Below are 15,711 nucleotides of genomic sequence, written 5' to 3'. Positions count from 1 at the left end.
CACCGAGAACATGCTGGCTTCGACAAAGATGGTGAAGCCGATGGGCACTCCGATCCTGAGGATGTAGCCGATATCGGCCAAGTGCGGGCGGCACCAGTCGGCAATCAGATGAAAACGGCGATAGCTCGTGCTGCGGTTGAGGTAGATCAGCAGGGCGATGGCGGCGACGCCGTTGGACAGCGAGGTGGCCCAGCCGCAACCGACGCCGCCCATCGCAGGTAACCCCAGCTTGCCATAGATGAAGATGTAGTTGAGCGGCAGGTTGAGCAGGGTGCTGAGTACCGAAAACGCCATGATCACCTGGGTGTGGCCGAGGCCGTCGGTCAGACCCCGCAGGGCGGTCATCAGCAGCAGCGCCGGAACGCCCCAGGAAAAGGCATTGAGATAGCCCTGAGTGATGCCTGCGGTATGGCTGTCCATTTCCAGCAATGCCAGTACCGGGTGGACCTGGGTGAGTAGCGTGATCATGATCACGGCGGCGCCGGCGGCGATGTACAGCCCCTGCCAGGTAACCGGCATGATGCGATCCAGCTCACCACTGCCGCGGTAGCCGGAGATGATCGGCTGCATGGCCTGCAGTAGCCCCATGAACATCAGAAATAGCGGCATCCACAGGCTGCTGCCGATGCCGACCGCGGCCAGGTCCTCGGCGCTGGCGTGGCCGGCCATCACGGTGTCGATAACGCCGTTGGCCATCTGCGCCAGCTGTGCAATCAGGATCGGCGCACCCAGCAACGACAGGGTTTTCCACTCGCTGAGGGTCCGTTGCAGCAGGGGCTGACGGGCCTCGGGAATGGGCTGATGGTTCTCGTCCAGGGTGTGCACTGTGTCCGTTCCGTTTGACTCAAGGGGTTGAAAAACAGCAGGAATGGTAACCTGTGGTGGATACATACGTGCATAAGGGAAGATGCTTGTGGATAATACCCGGTCTGTCACCGTTCTGACATCAATCTGACATTGGCGCAGGTCGCCCCGATCAGACCGTGCCAGATCACGTAGTCATTACCGGAAGTCAACATGCTGAGCCCTGAAGCCCTGGCCGTACAGGCCGCCCTGATTGAGCGTGGACTGGAAACACCGCTGAAAGAGAATGTGCTCGACCGAGACCAGAAAGTGGAGCGCATCAGAGATCTTATGGCTCAGGTGGTGGCCACCCTGGGGCTCGACCTCAACGACGACAGCCTGGCGGATACACCGGCCCGCATCGCCCGCATGTACGTGGACGAAGTCTTCTCTGGTCTGGACTACCGGCACTTTCCCAAAATCTCCCAGATTGAAAACAAAATGGGTGTGGATGACATGATCCGCATCCGCGATATCGAGGTGCTGAGCACCTGTGAACACCACTTTGTCACCATTGATGGTAAGGCCCGGGTGGCCTACATTCCCGGCGACCGGGTGATCGGCCTGTCCAAGATCAATCGCATTGTGCGTTTCTTCGCGCAACGGCCCCAGGTCCAGGAACGCCTGACCCATCAGATTCTCGTTGCCCTGCAAACCCTGCTGGGGGTTGAGGATGTGGCCGTCCAGATCGACGCCACTCACTACTGCGTCAAGGCCCGTGGGGTGATGGATGGCGGTTCTGCCACCGAGACCGTCGCGCTAGGCGGAGCGTTCAGTTCCGACCAGAACCGGCGGCGGGAATTTCTCGCGGGCTGAGGCGGCCATTCTCCAGGGGTAAAACGGCATGATCCTGCTGGTGCTGGTCACGATACTGTGGGCGTTCTCGTTCAGCCTGATCGGCGAGTTCCTGGCCGGTCAGGTCGACAGCGATTTCGCCGTGCTCAGCCGGGTATTGCTGGGGGCACTGGTGTTTCTGCCACTGCTGCGCTGGCGGGGGATTCCCGGCGGATTGCGGATTGGCACCCTGGCAGTGGGCGCCCTGCAGTTCGGTGTGACCTACCTGTGCCTCTATCGTGCTTTCTCCTACCTCACGGTTCCGGAAGTCCTGCTGTTTACCATTTTCACGCCGCTGTATGTGACGCTGATCGACGATGCTTTCCGCCGCCAGTTTACGCCGGTTGCCCTGCTGGCCGCCGCGGTGGCGACGCTTGGTGCCGGTATTATCCGTTACGATGGCCTCAGCGAGGATTTCCTGGTGGGCTTCCTGTTGTTGCAGCTCGCCAACGTCACCTTTGCTGCTGGTCAGGTCGGCTACAAACACCTGATGCATCGCTACGCCGGCCATGCTGCGGCGTACCGGACCTTCGGTTATTTCTTTCTCGGCGCCTTGCTGGTGGCGTTACCGTCGTACCTGATCTTCGGGAATGGCGAGCGCCTGCCGGCAACCGCTTTGCAATGGGGCATTCTGGCCTGGCTGGGACTGGTGGCGTCCGGACTGGGTTTCTTCCTGTGGAACCGGGGCGCCTGCCAGGTCGATGCCGGTACGCTGGCGGTCATGAACAATGCCCTGGTACCGGCGGGTCTGTTGGTTAATCTCCTTATATGGAACAGGGATGCAGATTTGCTACGTTTGTCCGTCGGTGGCGGGGTGATTGGGCTATCCTTGTGGCTGAATGCCCGTTACCGGCATCGGGCCCTTCAGGTCTAGTGGCTCCTGCCGATAGTTAAAGTACGTGCGAAGGTAGCTGGCGCGCGCGGTTTACGCGGTTTACGCGGTTTGACAGTGGTTCTGGCTCCGCTTTGCTACACTTTCTGAAAACTGATCTCCCCTAACCGGAACCCAGCAATTCCGGCTTATCCATTGTCAGGGATAAAAACAGCATGCGTAAGAATTTACCCGTCACCCAGCAAGAAGTACGGATGAAAGAGGGCAGTCGTCTGATCACCACGACCAACCTCAAAGGCGTCATTACCTACTGCAACGATGATTTTGTCGATATCAGTGGGTTCACCCGGGATGAGCTGGTGGGGCAGGCCCACAACATCATTCGTCATCCGGATATGCCGCCGCCCGTGTTCAAGGCTATGTGGGAGACCATCTCTGCTGGCAAACCGTGGATGGGGGTGGTCAAGAACCGCGCCAAGAACGGTGATCATTACTGGGTCAGCGCCTATGTCACGCCGATCCTGGAAAACGGCCAGGCGGTGGGCTACGAATCGGTACGGGTATCTCCAGGCCGGGAGGAGGTTCAGCGGGCGGAACGACTGTATCGGGAGATCAACAGCGGTAAAGGTTTGATGTTCCTGACCGGACGTCTGGGGTCGGTACTGAAATCCGGCTGGCCGTTCCTGGTTTCGCTGATTCTCTCCCTGCTGGCCCTGGAACTTGAACAGCCGGCCCTGGCTATCGGGTTGGTGGTGGGGGCACACGTCATTGGAGTCAGCCTGTTGTTGCGGTCAATGACCGCACGGCTGAAGCGACTGCTGGACATCCGCCCGGATGCGTTCAAAGATCCGTTGGTGGCGCGGACCTATTCCGACGAAAGCGGTTTGTTTGCCCAGTTATCGATGATGCTGATCAGTGAAGGCGCGCGTATCAGTACGGCGCTGACCCGTATTGAGGATCAGTCAGAGCAACTGGTGGAAAATGCCGAGTACAGCAACCGCCTGATCTCCGAAGGTGCCGAGGCGATTGCCCGGCAAAGGGCGGAGACCGACATGACCGCCTCGGCGATCAATGAAATGACGGTGTCGATCCAGGAAGTGGCGGAAACCGTCACCGACAATGCCCGCGTGGCCGAGGAAGCCAACGAGCACGCCGCCTCTGGCGGCCATCTCAGCGCCGAGGCATTGCAGGCGATCGAGCAGCTGGTTGACCGTGTGGGGGCGATTGGCAGTGCCATCAGCCGTCTGGGGGAGTCCACGGAAAGTATCGGTGAAGCCACCCGGCTGATCTCGGATATTGCCGATCAGACCAACCTGCTGGCGCTCAACGCTGCCATTGAGGCTGCCCGGGCCGGAGAACAGGGCCGTGGCTTTGCGGTGGTGGCGGATGAAGTGCGCTCTTTGGCGGCCCGTACCCGGGAGTCCACCATCAGCATCCAGGAAGTCATCGGCGATTTCCAGGCCCAGGTGGCCCAGGCGGTGCAGGCGACGAAAGAAGGTGAAGCCATGGCCGGCCAGGGGCTGGACAAGGTACGTGCGGCCGAACAGTCGCTACAGGATATCGTGACCTCCATCGCTCGAATCTCTGACAGCTTTATCAGCATGTCTGCGGCGTTTGAGGAACAAAGCCAGGTATCCGAGGAGATCAACCAGCAGGTGGTCAACATCGCTGAGCTGGCGGATCACAGCAACGAAAAAGCGGAATCCGCCAAATCGTTCAGTGACCAGTTGCGGGATATGTCCGCTGGCCTGAAGGATCTGGTTGCCCGCTTCAATACCAATCTGAACAAATAGATCTACAGGAACCGCAATGACCGATACCCCATCCGCGGCGGGCTCAGCAAACACCATGGCCCGGGGCCTGTGGTCGTCCCGTCTGGCCTTTATCCTGGCAGCAACCGGTTCCGCGGTTGGCTTGGGTAATATCTGGAAATTCCCCTACATCACGGGCGAAAACGGCGGTGGCGCCTTTGTGCTGGTGTACCTGGCCTGCATCGCGATCATCGGGATTCCGATCATGATGGCCGAGGTCTATATTGGCCGCAGTGGACGCCATAACCCCATCGCCAGCATGGCGATGGTGGCGGAGCGCAATAATTGCAGCTCCGGCTGGCGGGTGTCGGCGATCATCGGCGTGATCGCGGCGTTTGTCATCCTGTCGTTCTATTCGGTCATCGGAGGCTGGGCGGCCTCCTATGTCGGTCATTCCGCGATGGGTGATTTTACCGGCCAGAATGCGGAGACCATTGGCGCGATCTTCTCAGACCTGCTGGCCAGTCCCGGTAAGTTGTTGTTGTGGCATTCGGTGTTCATGTTGCTGGTGATCGTGGTGGTTGCTCAGGGGCTGAAGGCGGGCCTGGAGCGGGCGGTCAATATCCTGATGCCGGCGTTGTTTGTTTTGCTGCTGATGGCCGTGGGCTATGCCACCACCACAGGGCACTTCGCTGAAGCGGTGAGCTTCCTGTTCTCGCCCAACTTTTCGGCCCTGACCATGGACGGAGTACTGACCGCCCTCGGCCATGCCTTCTTCACTCTGAGCCTGGGTATGGCGATCATGGTGGCCTATGGCTCCTACCTGGGACGGGATGTGTCGATTGGTCGAACGGCGGTGATGGTATCGGTGATGGATACCGGTGTTGCATTGCTGGCGGGTCTGGCCATCTTTCCGGTGGTGTTCGCCAATGAGCTGGAAGCCGGTGCCGGTCCGGGGCTGATCTTCCAGACCCTGCCACTGGCGTTTGGCCAGATGCCGCTCGGAGGGCTGTTTGGTACGCTGTTCTTTGTGTTGCTGGTGTTTGCGGCCTGGACCTCGGCCATTTCGCTGCTGGAACCGGTGGTGGAGTGGGTTGAGGAGAAGCTGATCATTGGACGGGGGGGCAGCACCCTGCTGGTGGGGGGCGCCTGCTGGCTGTTGGGTATTGCCTCGATTCTGTCCCTGAACCTGTGGTCTGATGTGACACCGCTGGCGATGTTTGAACGCTTCGAAGGCAAGACCATCTTTGATCTGCTGGACTACTTCACCGCCAATGTGATGTTGCCACTGTCGGGGCTGCTGACGGCGGTCTTTGTTGGCTGGTTTGTGGCAAAGGAATCCCTGAGCAATGACGTTACGCTGTCGCCGGTGATGTTTTCCCTGTGGACTCACCTGCTTCGTTACGTCACCCCCATCGCCGTGCTGGTGGTGTTCGTCTATAACCTGATGAGCTGAATCCTGTTGCCCGGCCACCGGCCTGTGGCTGGAGCCGGGCTACTCTCCTTCAGTTGTCCTCGCTGGTGACCCGGCGAAGTTCTTCCATATGGGGGCGCAGGGCCCTGATGTCGGCTTCAGGGGCGTCACTGGCCTGCTCCATCATCGACATGGCACCTTGCATCATGGCCTTCATCTGGGCTTTCTGCTCGGCGGTCAGGCTGGGGTTGCGGTCAATTTCCGCGATGGCGTTCGCCACGTCCTGATGGGCCGCCCTGCTCTGGCCTTGCATCTCGATGGCCATCCAGGCACGAAACACCCGGTCTCCGGTCTCGCCCCAGTCACTCGCATTGCCGAAGCCATTGTCTTTGACAATAGCACTGAACTGTTCGAACTGGGGGTGCCCCTCCATTCGTCCCACGGCGTCGGAGAACAGATGGCCCAGATCGGGAATCGCCGGATCCCCGTTGTCCGGTTCCTGATTCATGTCATCAGCGAGTTCGGCAAACTCCCCTTCCAGCTCCTGAAGTGCCTCCAGGCTGTTGATAAAGTTTTTGACGTCCTGCTCTGTCAACGTTTCTGCAACCGCGTGGCCGGCCGCCAGCAACAACATGGTCAGCAGCGCCATTCCGGCGATTCGTAAACGGTTCATGGTTTCTCTCCCTGATGAGTCTTGTGTCCGGCTGGAATACCGGAACGCCTACAACATAGAGCCACTTGGGAGTGGGGGCAAGTGTCGTAAAAACGTGATCAAGAGGGGGTGAGCGTGGTCCGGGAATGGACACCGACCACCGAATCGGGTGGCCTGTCAGAGAACCGGGGAGAGAAGAAGAAAAGCACCGTGCGCCCTTTTATTATTGCCCGGTCTGGGTAGCCGGTCTGGCGATCATGCCAGTCTTGTTGGGCGCACGGTCGATGTTGATTAGTGTTGTTGTTCTGTCACGTACCGTTGTTTTTTTAATTGGTGCAGACGTCAGACGCTGGTCGTCTCGATAGGGTTCCAAAAATATTCGACTTTAGTCTAATAAATTTTTGGCAGGGTCTCCGGGTGGGTAGTTCGGGCCCATTCCCGGGCGCTGAGACGATACAGGCAGTGGCGGCGTAGCGGGCTGTCCTCCGCCAGAGCCGGGTGATTAAAGGTCTGGGGGTCCGGCACCATGCCGAGCCGTTCCATCACTGCGCGGGAGCGTCGGTTACTGACCGCGGTAAAGGAAACAATCTCCGCCAACCCCAGGGTAGTGAAGCCAACGCTCAGTGCGGCCATGGCCGCTTCGGTGGCGTAGCCCTGGCCCCAATACCGGGCGGCCAGCCGCCAGCCGATTTCGACACAGGGGGAAAAAGGCAGGGCGGCATCAGGCATGTGCAGGCCGACAAACCCCAGAAAGTCACCGCTTTGCTGACGCTCAAGCGCCCAGAACCCCCAGCCGTGCTCGTTGATCAGGGCCTCGCACTGGTCAGCCAGACGATCGCTCTGGCTCTGACTGAGGCGGTGAGGGAAATAGGCCATGACCTCCGGGTCCGCATTGAGGGCGGCAAACGGAGCCCGGTCCTCGGGGCGCCACTGCCGCAATTTCAGCCGGGCAGTTTCCAGCATCAGGGGGCGTCGGTTGTGGGGGGTGTCGGGCACGGCGTTTTCCTGGGTCGGGGCAGAGTCAGCCTCGATAGATACCGCAGTGCACGTTCACTGGCAAGCGTCCAGGCGCCGCTGACGGCACCAGTCGATGCCAAAGCTGAGCAGGCTGAACAGAAGAATGCCGGCGGCATCGGCAGCCAGGTCCATCGCATCCAGGGTGCGGTTGGGAAACAAGGCCTGGCTGAGCTCTTCGATGACGGCAAACAGGGCCACGGCCAGCGTGCCGGCGTAGACCCGGATGCGCGCAACGGTCAGCACCTTCAGCTCCAGCGTCAGATTCAGCAGCAGCGCCAGCAGGCCGTAGAGCAGAAAATGGCAGGCCTTGTCGCCGTAGGGCCACTGCTGGACCAGATAAAAGAACAGCGGGCTGTCGCCCCGGTCGGCCAGATAGATGATCCACAGGATAAAGATGAACAGCGCCGCCGTCAGGGCGCAAACCACTCGATACATCGCTTTCGTTCCGTCATGGGAGGTCGTTGAGTGCGGTCAGCCGGGCGCTGACCGGTGCAGGAACCAGTATGGCGACGGGACGTGTCCTTCCCTGTGAGCAACTGTGACGAATTGTGGGTGATCACGGGGTGTGGATAACGTTTGCACCTAAAGGATAACCAAAAATGCTTGCGCCGGGTCTCGCAGTTCTCCATAGCTAGATTGGTGAACGTCATAAGACGTTCTTATCCAAGCAAAAAGCTAAGGAGTTTATGAGATGTACTACAAACGACTGACGGATGAAGCCCAACTGACCGCGTTCAAGGAGGGCTTTGAGAAGGCCTCTGGCAACTCGGTGTCGATGGACTATCTCTACGGCGCCGGGGTGTTTGGTCTGTATCGCAAGGGCACGATGATCGGCGGTTTTGTGCTCAACAACGGTCCGCAGTTGCGTTACGCTGCCATGTTAGGGCCCCACTGTGCGCAACTGCCGTTCAGCCTGTCGGATGTGGTGGAGATCACCTGCTATTTCCTGACCGAGCGGACACCCTTCCATTGTTCCCTGGCGGGGCTGATCATTGCCCTTGAATGCTGGCGGTCCGGGCAGAGCTATATTCTGGCCGGAACCCGTATCGAAAAGGTCTTCCAGACCCACAGCCGGGTCATTCCCAACGTTTTCCATCAGGGCCTGGTGGATACCCCCAATGGCCGTCAACACTGGTGGTTCTACTGGGCGGAGCGCAAGCAGATGCCGATGACGGTGTTGCAGGAAATCGGTTTCCGTTACCTGCCACGTCGCAAGCGTGCACTGACGGCCTGATACGCCTGGCCCGACGTTAGCCGGGCACCGCTGATCGGTCCGCTGCGATTGTGGTGGCTGCGGTCAGCGGCTTGAGATCGTCGGGTGACCGGACAGGTGCGACCTCGAGGGTCACCCGAATCTGCGGCTGTAACAGGTGCTGGAATGGATCGGTATGGGTCAGCTGTGGATCCAGCCAGGTATCAAAATCCTCGGGCCGCAACATCAGCGGCACACTCTGCGGGTGAATATGAGCGAACCGGGGGTGAGCGGGTAAGGTGATGATGGTGAAGGACGCTACCCGCTGGCCATCAAACTCCCAGATTTCATAGAGGCCCGCAAACGCAATGGCTCCCTCACTGGCGCGGATGTTATAGCACTGCTTGTGGCCCACAGGCCCGGTCCATTCGTGAAAGCCGCTGGCCGGTACAATCGCGCGCTGGTTGGCGAAGCGTTCCTTCCAGAGTGGGCTGCTGCCCAGCCTGTCGGCACGGGCATTGAACGTACTGTACCTGGGGGATGGCCGGAAACCGGTGGTGCCAGGGTGGGGTTCGATCAGCAGCGACCACAGGGCGCTATCAAGGGTGCGTCCCATACCTGCGTCATAGACAATCGAACCCAGGCTCCCCGGCGCGACGTTAAGTCGGGTTTGCGGGTACAGATCGACACCAAGCACATCCATCAGGTGGCGTACATCGGCGTCGTCGATGATGTTATAGCGTCCACACACGTGCGGCCTCCGCCAGGTGGCTCTCCGGAATCCTGAACACTTGAACCATAATCCCGAAGACCGGAGTTCGCCAGTGGCTACTGACGACGCTGGTAAACCACGCCGGCCTGAATCACATACGCGAGCTCGGCCAGGGCTGAGACGTCGCTGGTCGGATCGCCTTCCACCAGCACTAGATCGGCGGCGCTGCCAGGCTGAATGCGGCCGGAATTGCTGTCGCCGAGCAGGGTGCCAGGCGCGGAGGTTGCCATGCGCAGGAGGTCCGGGGCAGCCAGACCGTAGGACTGCAGTAACTGCAATTCGCGAATAAGGGAGGCGCCGGGTGTGAGCCCGGGAATGCCGGTATCGGTGCCGGCAATCTGTGGAATACCTGCCTGATACAGCCGTTTCAGGTTCTCGGTCAGGTTGGCGTTGAAGCCGGACAGCCGGGCGAGATAGTCCTGGGAAAAGGTGGTGGACTGATAGTCCGCGCTGGCGCGGTGCCAGTCGTCGGCCCAAGCGGCCAGTAACCCGGGTGAGGCCAGCTGTCGCTCCAGGCCGGTGAGGGCGGGCTGTTTGTTCAGGCCCCGCTGGAACCACTCCCAGATCTGGGCGGTGGTGACCACGGCCACCCCTGAGGCTTTCAGCTCGGCCAGGTCACTGTCACTCAGCAGATCGACATACGGCGTGTGCATCAGCACATCGGCCCCGGCCCGTGCCGCCATCACCGCATCCTGCGCGCTGCCAATGTGAACGTACACCGGTTTGCCTGCGGCATGGGCGTGTTTGACAACAGCGGCCACATCCGCCTCTGTCAGTCTGGGCGAGTCCCAGGGTATGGCGCCGTCCAGCACCAGTTTGACGTGATGACCGGGGCCGTTCACCAGGGCCTCGATAGCCCCTGCACTGGTATCTGCGGACGCAATAGCCAGCACCTGTTCGTCGATCACCAGCCCGGTCATGGGCCAGGGTACAAATTCCTGGTACATGGGGATCGGATGGCCATCGAGAGCGGTGATCATGCGGGTGGACGGGTAGACCCTCGGGGAGGGTGCCAGTGCCTGATCCAGCGCCGCCAGCGCATTGGGTGAGCCTTCGACGACGGCGGTGATGCCGCTGTAGAGGAAGGCTTCGCGCTGGCTCGCTACCGAGACCATGGCAAGACCGTCCATCGCCCAGGGGGGACGGCCATCCGACGCCCCCAGATGAACGTGAAAGTCGGTGAGACCCGGAAGCAGGACCCGCTGTCTGCCTTCCAGGGTCGCCCCGTAATGGTCAGGTATGGAATCGCCAGTACCGTAGATAGCGGTAATGCGACCGTGGCGGATGTCGACCGCATCGACCGACTTGAGATCGCCACTGTCGGGGTCGTACAGACGAACGGAGGTGATTCGCAAGTTGGTGCCGTTGTGAGGCCAGGGCGTCAGCAGGCCCGCGGGCTCATTGATGGTCGCGCGGACCTGGAACAAACCAAAGGTGCCCGCGACGGCCAGAACGAACAGAATAACAACAATATAGCGTGCCGGTTTGATCATGAAATTTCCTTCCCTGGATCAGTTTTCGGTGCCGGAGTGAAAGGTGGTCAATTTGTCGGGATTGACCACGGAGTAAATGCTTAGCACGCGCTGGCCGTCGCTCTCAAGGGCGATCACCGCGCTGACTTTGTCCGAGATGGCGATGATGATCCCCTGCTGGCCGTTGACCATGCCCATGGATACCCGGGCCTGTCCCTGCCACTGACGGACCAGCCCCATCGCCAGGCGGGAAGCTGCACGGACACCGCAGACTACGCGGGTGGCGGCCACAGCCTTACCCCCGCCATCGGATATCCAGCGAATATCCTCTGCCAGCAGGGCGCTGAAGGCTTCGGAGTCCTGTTGCATCAAGGCCTCGGTGAAACGCGCGACCACTCGGTTATGATCCTGGGGGGCGACGGCAAAACGGGGTCGCCCGTCCCGCACCCGCTGGCGGGCACGACTGACGACCTGACGGTTGGCCGCCTCGCTCCTGCCCAGTATCCGGGTCATCTCGGCGTAGGAATAATCAAAGACTTCGCGCAGCAGGAACGCTGCCCGTTCTTCCGGTGACAGCCGCTCCAGTGTCAGCAGGAAGCCCATGGAAAGGTCTGCCGCCAGTGCCATCGTCTCCTCCGCTGTCCGGGACTCGGTGGCGGCTACGGGTTCCGGCAGCCAGGGGCCGTAGTACTCTTCCCGCCGGCTGCGGAGGTAGCGCAGCCGGTCGATGCCGAGGCGGGTGACTACCGTGACCAGCCAGGCCTCGGGATCGTCAAGGTTGTCGCTACGATCGCGGCTGTATTTCAGCCAGGCATCCTGCACCACATCTTCGGCATCCATTCGACAGCCAAGCATTCGATAGGCCAATCCAAACAGCCGCGGCCTGGCTTTGGTAAACAATTCCGCCTTGGTATTCACAACCACTCCCCGGGTCTTTTCTTGCTGGTGTTATCTGAAGGACGACCGGCACCGGATAACTGTGACAGATTTTCCTTGTTGGTCACCTTTTCGCTGTGTCCCAGATCCCACGGATAGGCTTCGATAACGGCCTGGAGCGGCAAGGGACCGTCAGGCTGGAAAGCCGTGCCCTGCGCAGAAGACGCTGGGCACGATAGGGCGCGGGTGCATGCCAGAATGTAGATGCCGAGGGCATGGGTGAGCCGTTATAGGGATGGGGTCACTTTGACGAGGCCACAAAGTGCGGGTTGAGCACGTCCTCTTTGCCGTAGCGCAAGGGCTTGCCGTCGAGGGTGTCGACCTTGCCGCCGGCGGCCAGCAGGATGGCATGGGCGGCGCCGGTGTCCCACTCGCAGGTCGGGCCCAGACGCGGGTAGATGTCGGCATGGCCCTCGGCGATGCGGCAGAACTTCAGCGAACTGCCGGCCTGAACCAGCTGGTGTTCCCCCAGGGTATCGATGAACTGGCGGGTTTCCGGGTTGAGATGGCTCTTGCTCGCCACCACCCGTTTTGAGTCTCTGGGCACTGCCACCCGGATGCGGTGAATATGGCCGGTGCGATCCCGTTTCCAGGCGCCTTCACCTTTGGCGCCCCAGAAGGCCTCTTTCAGCGCCGGTGCTGTGACAACGCCCAACACCGGTTCACCGTCCTCGATCAGTGCAATGTTGACGGTGAACTCTCCGCTGCGGCTGGTGAACTCCTTGGTGCCGTCAACGGGATCGACCAGCCAGAACCGGTGCCAGTGCTGACGCGTCGACCAGGGTTCGCTGGCTGCCTCCTCAGACAGGATGGGTATGTCACGGCTGATCCGGCGCAGACCATCGACGATGATCTGGTGGGAGGCGAGATCCGCAACCGTAACCGGCGAGTTGTCGGCCTTGTAGTCCACCTTGAAGTCGGTCAGGTAGATGTTGAATACCTTCTCGCTGGCGGCATCGGCGATGGCCAGGACTTCGGGAAGGAGATCGCGGTAATGCATGGGGCACATCCTATTCCGGAGGTTATGACACGTGATTCAGTGCTTTGAGTTTAGCGGATTTTCCGGGATTGTGAGCTCACCAGAACCTCTGGCTGGCAGAGCAGCCGCCCGGAAGGGCGGCCACCCGTTCCGGTGCCAGACGGCTCATGGTGTCGCGCCAGTACCTGGGTTACGGGGCGCTGCTATGGCGTCTGAGCGGATGTTCAGCCCGTGTACCAGAAAGCTGTCATCCGTTTGCGCCAGCGTGACCAGTACCAGGGCATCCCCTTCGCGAAAGTGCCCCAGCAGCGTGAATTGCAGCAGATCGTAGGCGCCGCCATCGACAGCCACCTGGGCGTCGGCGCCGATGTACTGCAGCTGCTCAAACGACTGCAGTTCGCCAAGCTGGCTGAGACGGCGGAAGACCCGCTGGCCTTCGTCGGAGCTGAAACTGGCCTTCAGCGACGGCGTCAGCAAGGGCTCCAGGGCATCGAAGTCCCACCCCACAATGACCGGCAAGTGGGCGTCAAAATAGGGTTGCGCGATGTCGGTATTGCGGGAGGCGTTGATGCCGTACCAGACGACCGTGCCAATAGCAGCAACGGTCAGGGCGAGGATCAGGTAACCGGCAGTCTTGAGCAGTTTGTTTGTCATGAGAATTCCGCGTGGTGGCCTCAGCAGAAGGCCTGGATGCCGGTCTGCCCGCGGCCAAGGATCAGGGCGTGGACATCATGGGTGCCTTCATAGGTATTGACGGCTTCGAGGTTCATGGCATGGCGGATGACATGATATTCGTCGCAAATGCCGTTGCCGCCGTGCATATCCCGGGCAACCCGTGCAATATCGAGGGCCTTGCCGCAGTTGTTGCGTTTGAGCAGCGAGACTGCATCCGGGGAGGCGTTACCCGCATCCATCAGCCGACCCAGTTGCAGTGTGGCCTGCAGCCCCAGGGTCACTTCTGTCTGCATGTCCACCAGCTTCTTCTGGATCAGCTGGTTGGCGGCCAGAGGGCGGTTGAATTGTTGCCGCTCCAGAGTGTAGCGCCGCGCCGCATGCCAGCAGAATTCGGCCGCGCCCAGAGCTCCCCAACAGATGCCGTAGCGGGCTTTGGTCAGGCAGTTGAGCGGACCCTTCAGACCCTCAACCTCAAGCCGGTTGGCGTCGGGTACGAACACCTCGTCCATGAAAATGGAGCCGGTCACCGACGCCCGCAGGGAAAACTTGCCGTCGATCTTCGGGGTGTCCAGGCCTTCGGCTTCGTCGCGTTCAATCACAAAGCCGCTGACAACGCCGTCCAGTTTGGCCCACACCACCAGTACGTCGGCGATGGGGGAATTGGTAATCCAGGTCTTGGCGCCACTGAGCCGGTAGCCGCCGTCCACCTTGCGGGCACGGGTTTCCATGCCGCCAGGGTCGGAGCCGTGGTTGGGTTCGGTGAGCCCGAAACAGCCGACCAGCTCGCCGGAGGCCAGCCCGGGCAGCAGTCGCTGTTTCAGTGCTTCCTTGCCATAGGCGTGGATCGGATGGATCACCAGTGAGGACTGAACGCTCAACGCCGAGCGATAGGCGGAATCCACCCGTTCCACTTCACGGGCAATCAGCCCGTAGCAGACGTGGCTCAGACCGGGGCCGCCGTATTGTTCGGGCAGGGTGGCCCCGAGCATACCCTGGCTGCCCATGGCGGTGAGAAGTTCCCGGTCAAACTGTTCATGCCGATTGGCTTCGACTATGCCGGGCATGAGGCGGTCGTCACAGAAGGCGCGAACGTTATCACGGACCTGACGCTCGGTCTGGTCCAGCTGGTTGTTCAGTTGTAGCAGATCATCCCAGAGGGCAGACGTCATCGTTGTTCTCCTGATTCAGATTGTTGGTTGCCTCGCTGCCGAGCAATATACGCACGGCAGTACAGGCGTCATCCAGCTCTTTTTCCAACGGTTCCCGGCCACAGATGATGTCGCTGTAGAGGCAGGATTCCGCCAGCCGCACCATGAAATAGGACAGGCTGCTGATCGCCATAGGCGGGTTGATGGTGCCACGCTTCCGCTGGTCTTCAAGCACCCGGGTGTTGGCTTCAACGGTACGGGTGTGAACGATGGAGTGGGCCGACGTCAGCATGCGCAGGGCATATTCTGAGTCCTGGTGGATAAAGCGCCGCAGGGGTTCCGAGTGCAACAGCACCGAGTTGATGTGGCGGTACACCCCGACCACAAAGTCGACCCCTTCGCCCGGGGTATTGGCCAGGGCCTCTTCGCGCAGGGTGTCGTACAGTGACCAGAGTACATCGCCCAGTAACTGGTCGCGGTTGCCGACCCAACGGAAAAGGGTCGCACGGCCAATCCTGAGTTCGCTGGCCAGCGACGCCAGATGGATGCGCTCGCCTTTGAGCCAGTGCCGGCGTGCCTGGCGCAGGACGTCGGCAGGTGTTGCCTTGGGGGAAAGGTTGTTGTCGGTCACTGCCACCTCGAAATGCCCGGGACGACCATTCTAAACCCAATGCCCGGGGTGTTCCACGCGGGGAACTGACTGTTCCTGAAAGGGAAGCACTGCTCAGGGGCGTTATCGATTTGTGAACTTTGCGTTATAGAGTGTTTTACCCGCCGTTAGCACCCCGTGAATGCCCCGGCGCATGCTGGTTGACGAAGCCTGCAAGGGGTTTGCGGGTCGTGTTTACGGAGAATTGACCATGAAAAAATATACTCAATACTGGATGGGTGCACTGGTGATGCCGCTGGCCATGAGCGTGGGCCTGGCTCAGGCTGGCGACATGGCCGACGATGGCAAGATGATGGATGAATCCGCCACGATGGCGGAATCGCAGGGCATGGCTGCTGAAGGCATGGGCGGGGATATGACGGGTGACATGGCCGACGACATGGGCCATGGTATGGAAGAGCCAATGAACGACACCATGGCTGAGCCGATGATGGCCGACGACAAGATGATGGACGCCAAGACCATGGATGAGTCCGGCGGCATGTAGTCACGCCGGTTGGGCGCTGGCGGAGAATGCCGTCTCC

The 15,711-nt window shown here is 60.5% G+C and carries 17 protein-coding genes; 6 read left to right on the top strand and 11 right to left on the bottom strand.

Going from position 1 to position 15,711, the window contains the following annotated elements:
- The coding region (locus tag BLV11_RS10170; protein ID WP_139173227.1) for an MATE family efflux transporter at positions 1-816 on the bottom strand (816 nt) is incomplete at its 3' end.
- 201 nt (positions 817-1,017) lie between these two features.
- Between BLV11_RS10170 and folE the strand changes: the two genes are divergently transcribed.
- The 4 genes from folE to BLV11_RS10150 all read left to right on the top strand — a co-directional run bounded on the left by folE (position 1,018) and on the right by BLV11_RS10150 (position 5,716).
- On the top strand, positions 1,018-1,659 hold the full coding sequence (folE, locus tag BLV11_RS10165) for a GTP cyclohydrolase I FolE (RefSeq protein WP_091813201.1): 642 nt from the start codon (positions 1,018-1,020) through the stop codon (positions 1,657-1,659).
- 28 nt (positions 1,660-1,687) lie between these two features.
- Positions 1,688-2,551 (top strand): carboxylate/amino acid/amine transporter, encoded by an 864-nt coding sequence (locus BLV11_RS10160; protein WP_091813198.1) that lies wholly within the window; start codon positions 1,688-1,690, stop codon positions 2,549-2,551.
- A gap of 173 nt (positions 2,552-2,724) precedes the next feature.
- On the top strand, positions 2,725-4,302 hold the full coding sequence (locus BLV11_RS10155; protein WP_091813197.1) for a methyl-accepting chemotaxis protein: 1,578 nt from the start codon (positions 2,725-2,727) through the stop codon (positions 4,300-4,302).
- Positions 4,303-4,318: 16 nt separating this feature from the next.
- A complete protein-coding gene (locus BLV11_RS10150; protein ID WP_091813195.1) occupies positions 4,319-5,716 on the top strand; it encodes a sodium-dependent transporter in 1,398 nt (465 codons plus the stop codon).
- Between the two features lie 49 nt (positions 5,717-5,765).
- Here BLV11_RS10150 and BLV11_RS10145 read toward each other — a convergent pair whose 3' ends face one another.
- From BLV11_RS10145 to BLV11_RS10135, 3 genes are all read right to left on the bottom strand, one after another.
- Entirely contained in the window at positions 5,766-6,347 is a 582-nt protein-coding gene (locus tag BLV11_RS10145; RefSeq protein WP_091813193.1) for a hypothetical protein, read from the bottom strand.
- A gap of 369 nt (positions 6,348-6,716) precedes the next feature.
- A complete protein-coding gene (locus BLV11_RS10140) occupies positions 6,717-7,289 on the bottom strand; it encodes a GNAT family N-acetyltransferase (protein WP_091813264.1) in 573 nt (190 codons plus the stop codon).
- Positions 7,290-7,376: 87 nt separating this feature from the next.
- On the bottom strand, positions 7,377-7,778 hold the full coding sequence (locus tag BLV11_RS10135; RefSeq protein ID WP_091813191.1) for a VanZ family protein: 402 nt from the start codon (positions 7,776-7,778) through the stop codon (positions 7,377-7,379).
- Positions 7,779-8,034: 256 nt separating this feature from the next.
- Between BLV11_RS10135 and BLV11_RS10130 the strand changes: the two genes are divergently transcribed.
- On the top strand, positions 8,035-8,577 hold the full coding sequence (locus tag BLV11_RS10130) for a hypothetical protein (RefSeq protein ID WP_091813189.1): 543 nt from the start codon (positions 8,035-8,037) through the stop codon (positions 8,575-8,577).
- A gap of 16 nt (positions 8,578-8,593) precedes the next feature.
- On the opposite strand, the gene BLV11_RS10125 is transcribed toward BLV11_RS10130, so the two are convergent.
- From BLV11_RS10125 to BLV11_RS10095, 7 genes are all read right to left on the bottom strand, one after another.
- Positions 8,594-9,286, bottom strand: a complete 693-nt coding sequence (locus tag BLV11_RS10125) for an SOS response-associated peptidase (RefSeq protein WP_091813187.1) — start codon at positions 9,284-9,286, stop codon at positions 8,594-8,596.
- Between the two features lie 77 nt (positions 9,287-9,363).
- On the bottom strand, positions 9,364-10,800 hold the full coding sequence (locus tag BLV11_RS10120) for an amidohydrolase family protein (RefSeq protein ID WP_091813185.1): 1,437 nt from the start codon (positions 10,798-10,800) through the stop codon (positions 9,364-9,366).
- A gap of 18 nt (positions 10,801-10,818) precedes the next feature.
- Complete coding sequence (gene sigJ / locus BLV11_RS10115) at positions 10,819-11,697, bottom strand: RNA polymerase sigma factor SigJ (protein ID WP_091813183.1); 879 nt, start codon at positions 11,695-11,697, stop codon at positions 10,819-10,821.
- 259 nt (positions 11,698-11,956) lie between these two features.
- Complete coding sequence (gene cysQ, locus BLV11_RS10110; RefSeq protein WP_091813181.1) at positions 11,957-12,715, bottom strand: 3'(2'),5'-bisphosphate nucleotidase CysQ; 759 nt, start codon at positions 12,713-12,715, stop codon at positions 11,957-11,959.
- Positions 12,716-12,859: 144 nt separating this feature from the next.
- Positions 12,860-13,348: a hypothetical protein gene (locus BLV11_RS10105; RefSeq protein ID WP_091813179.1), complete on the bottom strand. Its 489-nt coding sequence runs from the start codon at positions 13,346-13,348 to the stop codon at positions 12,860-12,862.
- Positions 13,349-13,368: 20 nt separating this feature from the next.
- Positions 13,369-14,538: an acyl-CoA dehydrogenase gene (locus BLV11_RS10100; protein ID WP_091813177.1), complete on the bottom strand. Its 1,170-nt coding sequence runs from the start codon at positions 14,536-14,538 to the stop codon at positions 13,369-13,371.
- A complete protein-coding gene (locus tag BLV11_RS10095) occupies positions 14,516-15,148 on the bottom strand; it encodes a QsdR family transcriptional regulator (RefSeq protein ID WP_091813261.1) in 633 nt (210 codons plus the stop codon). The genes BLV11_RS10100 and BLV11_RS10095 overlap by 23 nt, the downstream gene beginning before the upstream one ends.
- 229 nt (positions 15,149-15,377) lie before the next feature.
- On the opposite strand from BLV11_RS10095, the gene BLV11_RS10090 reads away from it, so the two are divergent.
- Positions 15,378-15,674: a hypothetical protein gene (locus BLV11_RS10090; RefSeq protein WP_139173225.1), complete on the top strand. Its 297-nt coding sequence runs from the start codon at positions 15,378-15,380 to the stop codon at positions 15,672-15,674.
- Positions 15,675-15,711 lie beyond the last annotated feature (37 nt).

Source organism: Marinobacter mobilis, assembly GCF_900106945.1.
In the GTDB taxonomy this organism is placed as follows: domain Bacteria; phylum Pseudomonadota; class Gammaproteobacteria; order Pseudomonadales; family Oleiphilaceae; genus Marinobacter; species Marinobacter mobilis.
This window is presented reverse-complemented; position numbering and strand designations above follow the sequence as displayed.

Excerpts from the sequence above, each read along its gene's own strand:
- folE (WP_091813201.1), top strand. The coding sequence starts at position 1,018 with ATGCTGAGCCCTGAAGCCCTGGCCGTACAGGCCGCCCTGATTGAGCGT.
- BLV11_RS10160 (WP_091813198.1), top strand. The coding sequence starts at position 1,688 with ATGATCCTGCTGGTGCTGGTCACGATACTGTGGGCGTTCTCGTTCAGC.
- BLV11_RS10155 (WP_091813197.1), top strand. The coding sequence starts at position 2,725 with ATGCGTAAGAATTTACCCGTCACCCAGCAAGAAGTACGGATGAAAGAG.
- BLV11_RS10150 (WP_091813195.1), top strand. The coding sequence starts at position 4,319 with ATGACCGATACCCCATCCGCGGCGGGCTCAGCAAACACCATGGCCCGG.
- BLV11_RS10145 (WP_091813193.1), bottom strand. The coding sequence starts at position 6,347 with ATGAACCGTTTACGAATCGCCGGAATGGCGCTGCTGACCATGTTGTTG.
- BLV11_RS10140 (WP_091813264.1), bottom strand. The coding sequence starts at position 7,289 with ATGCTGGAAACTGCCCGGCTGAAATTGCGGCAGTGGCGCCCCGAGGAC.
- BLV11_RS10135 (WP_091813191.1), bottom strand. The coding sequence starts at position 7,778 with ATGTATCGAGTGGTTTGCGCCCTGACGGCGGCGCTGTTCATCTTTATC.
- BLV11_RS10130 (WP_091813189.1), top strand. The coding sequence starts at position 8,035 with ATGTACTACAAACGACTGACGGATGAAGCCCAACTGACCGCGTTCAAG.
- BLV11_RS10120 (WP_091813185.1), bottom strand. The coding sequence starts at position 10,800 with ATGATCAAACCGGCACGCTATATTGTTGTTATTCTGTTCGTTCTGGCC.
- cysQ (WP_091813181.1), bottom strand. The coding sequence starts at position 12,715 with ATGCATTACCGCGATCTCCTTCCCGAAGTCCTGGCCATCGCCGATGCC.
- BLV11_RS10105 (WP_091813179.1), bottom strand. The coding sequence starts at position 13,348 with ATGACAAACAAACTGCTCAAGACTGCCGGTTACCTGATCCTCGCCCTG.
- BLV11_RS10100 (WP_091813177.1), bottom strand. The coding sequence starts at position 14,538 with ATGACGTCTGCCCTCTGGGATGATCTGCTACAACTGAACAACCAGCTG.
- BLV11_RS10090 (WP_139173225.1), top strand. The coding sequence starts at position 15,378 with ATGAAAAAATATACTCAATACTGGATGGGTGCACTGGTGATGCCGCTG.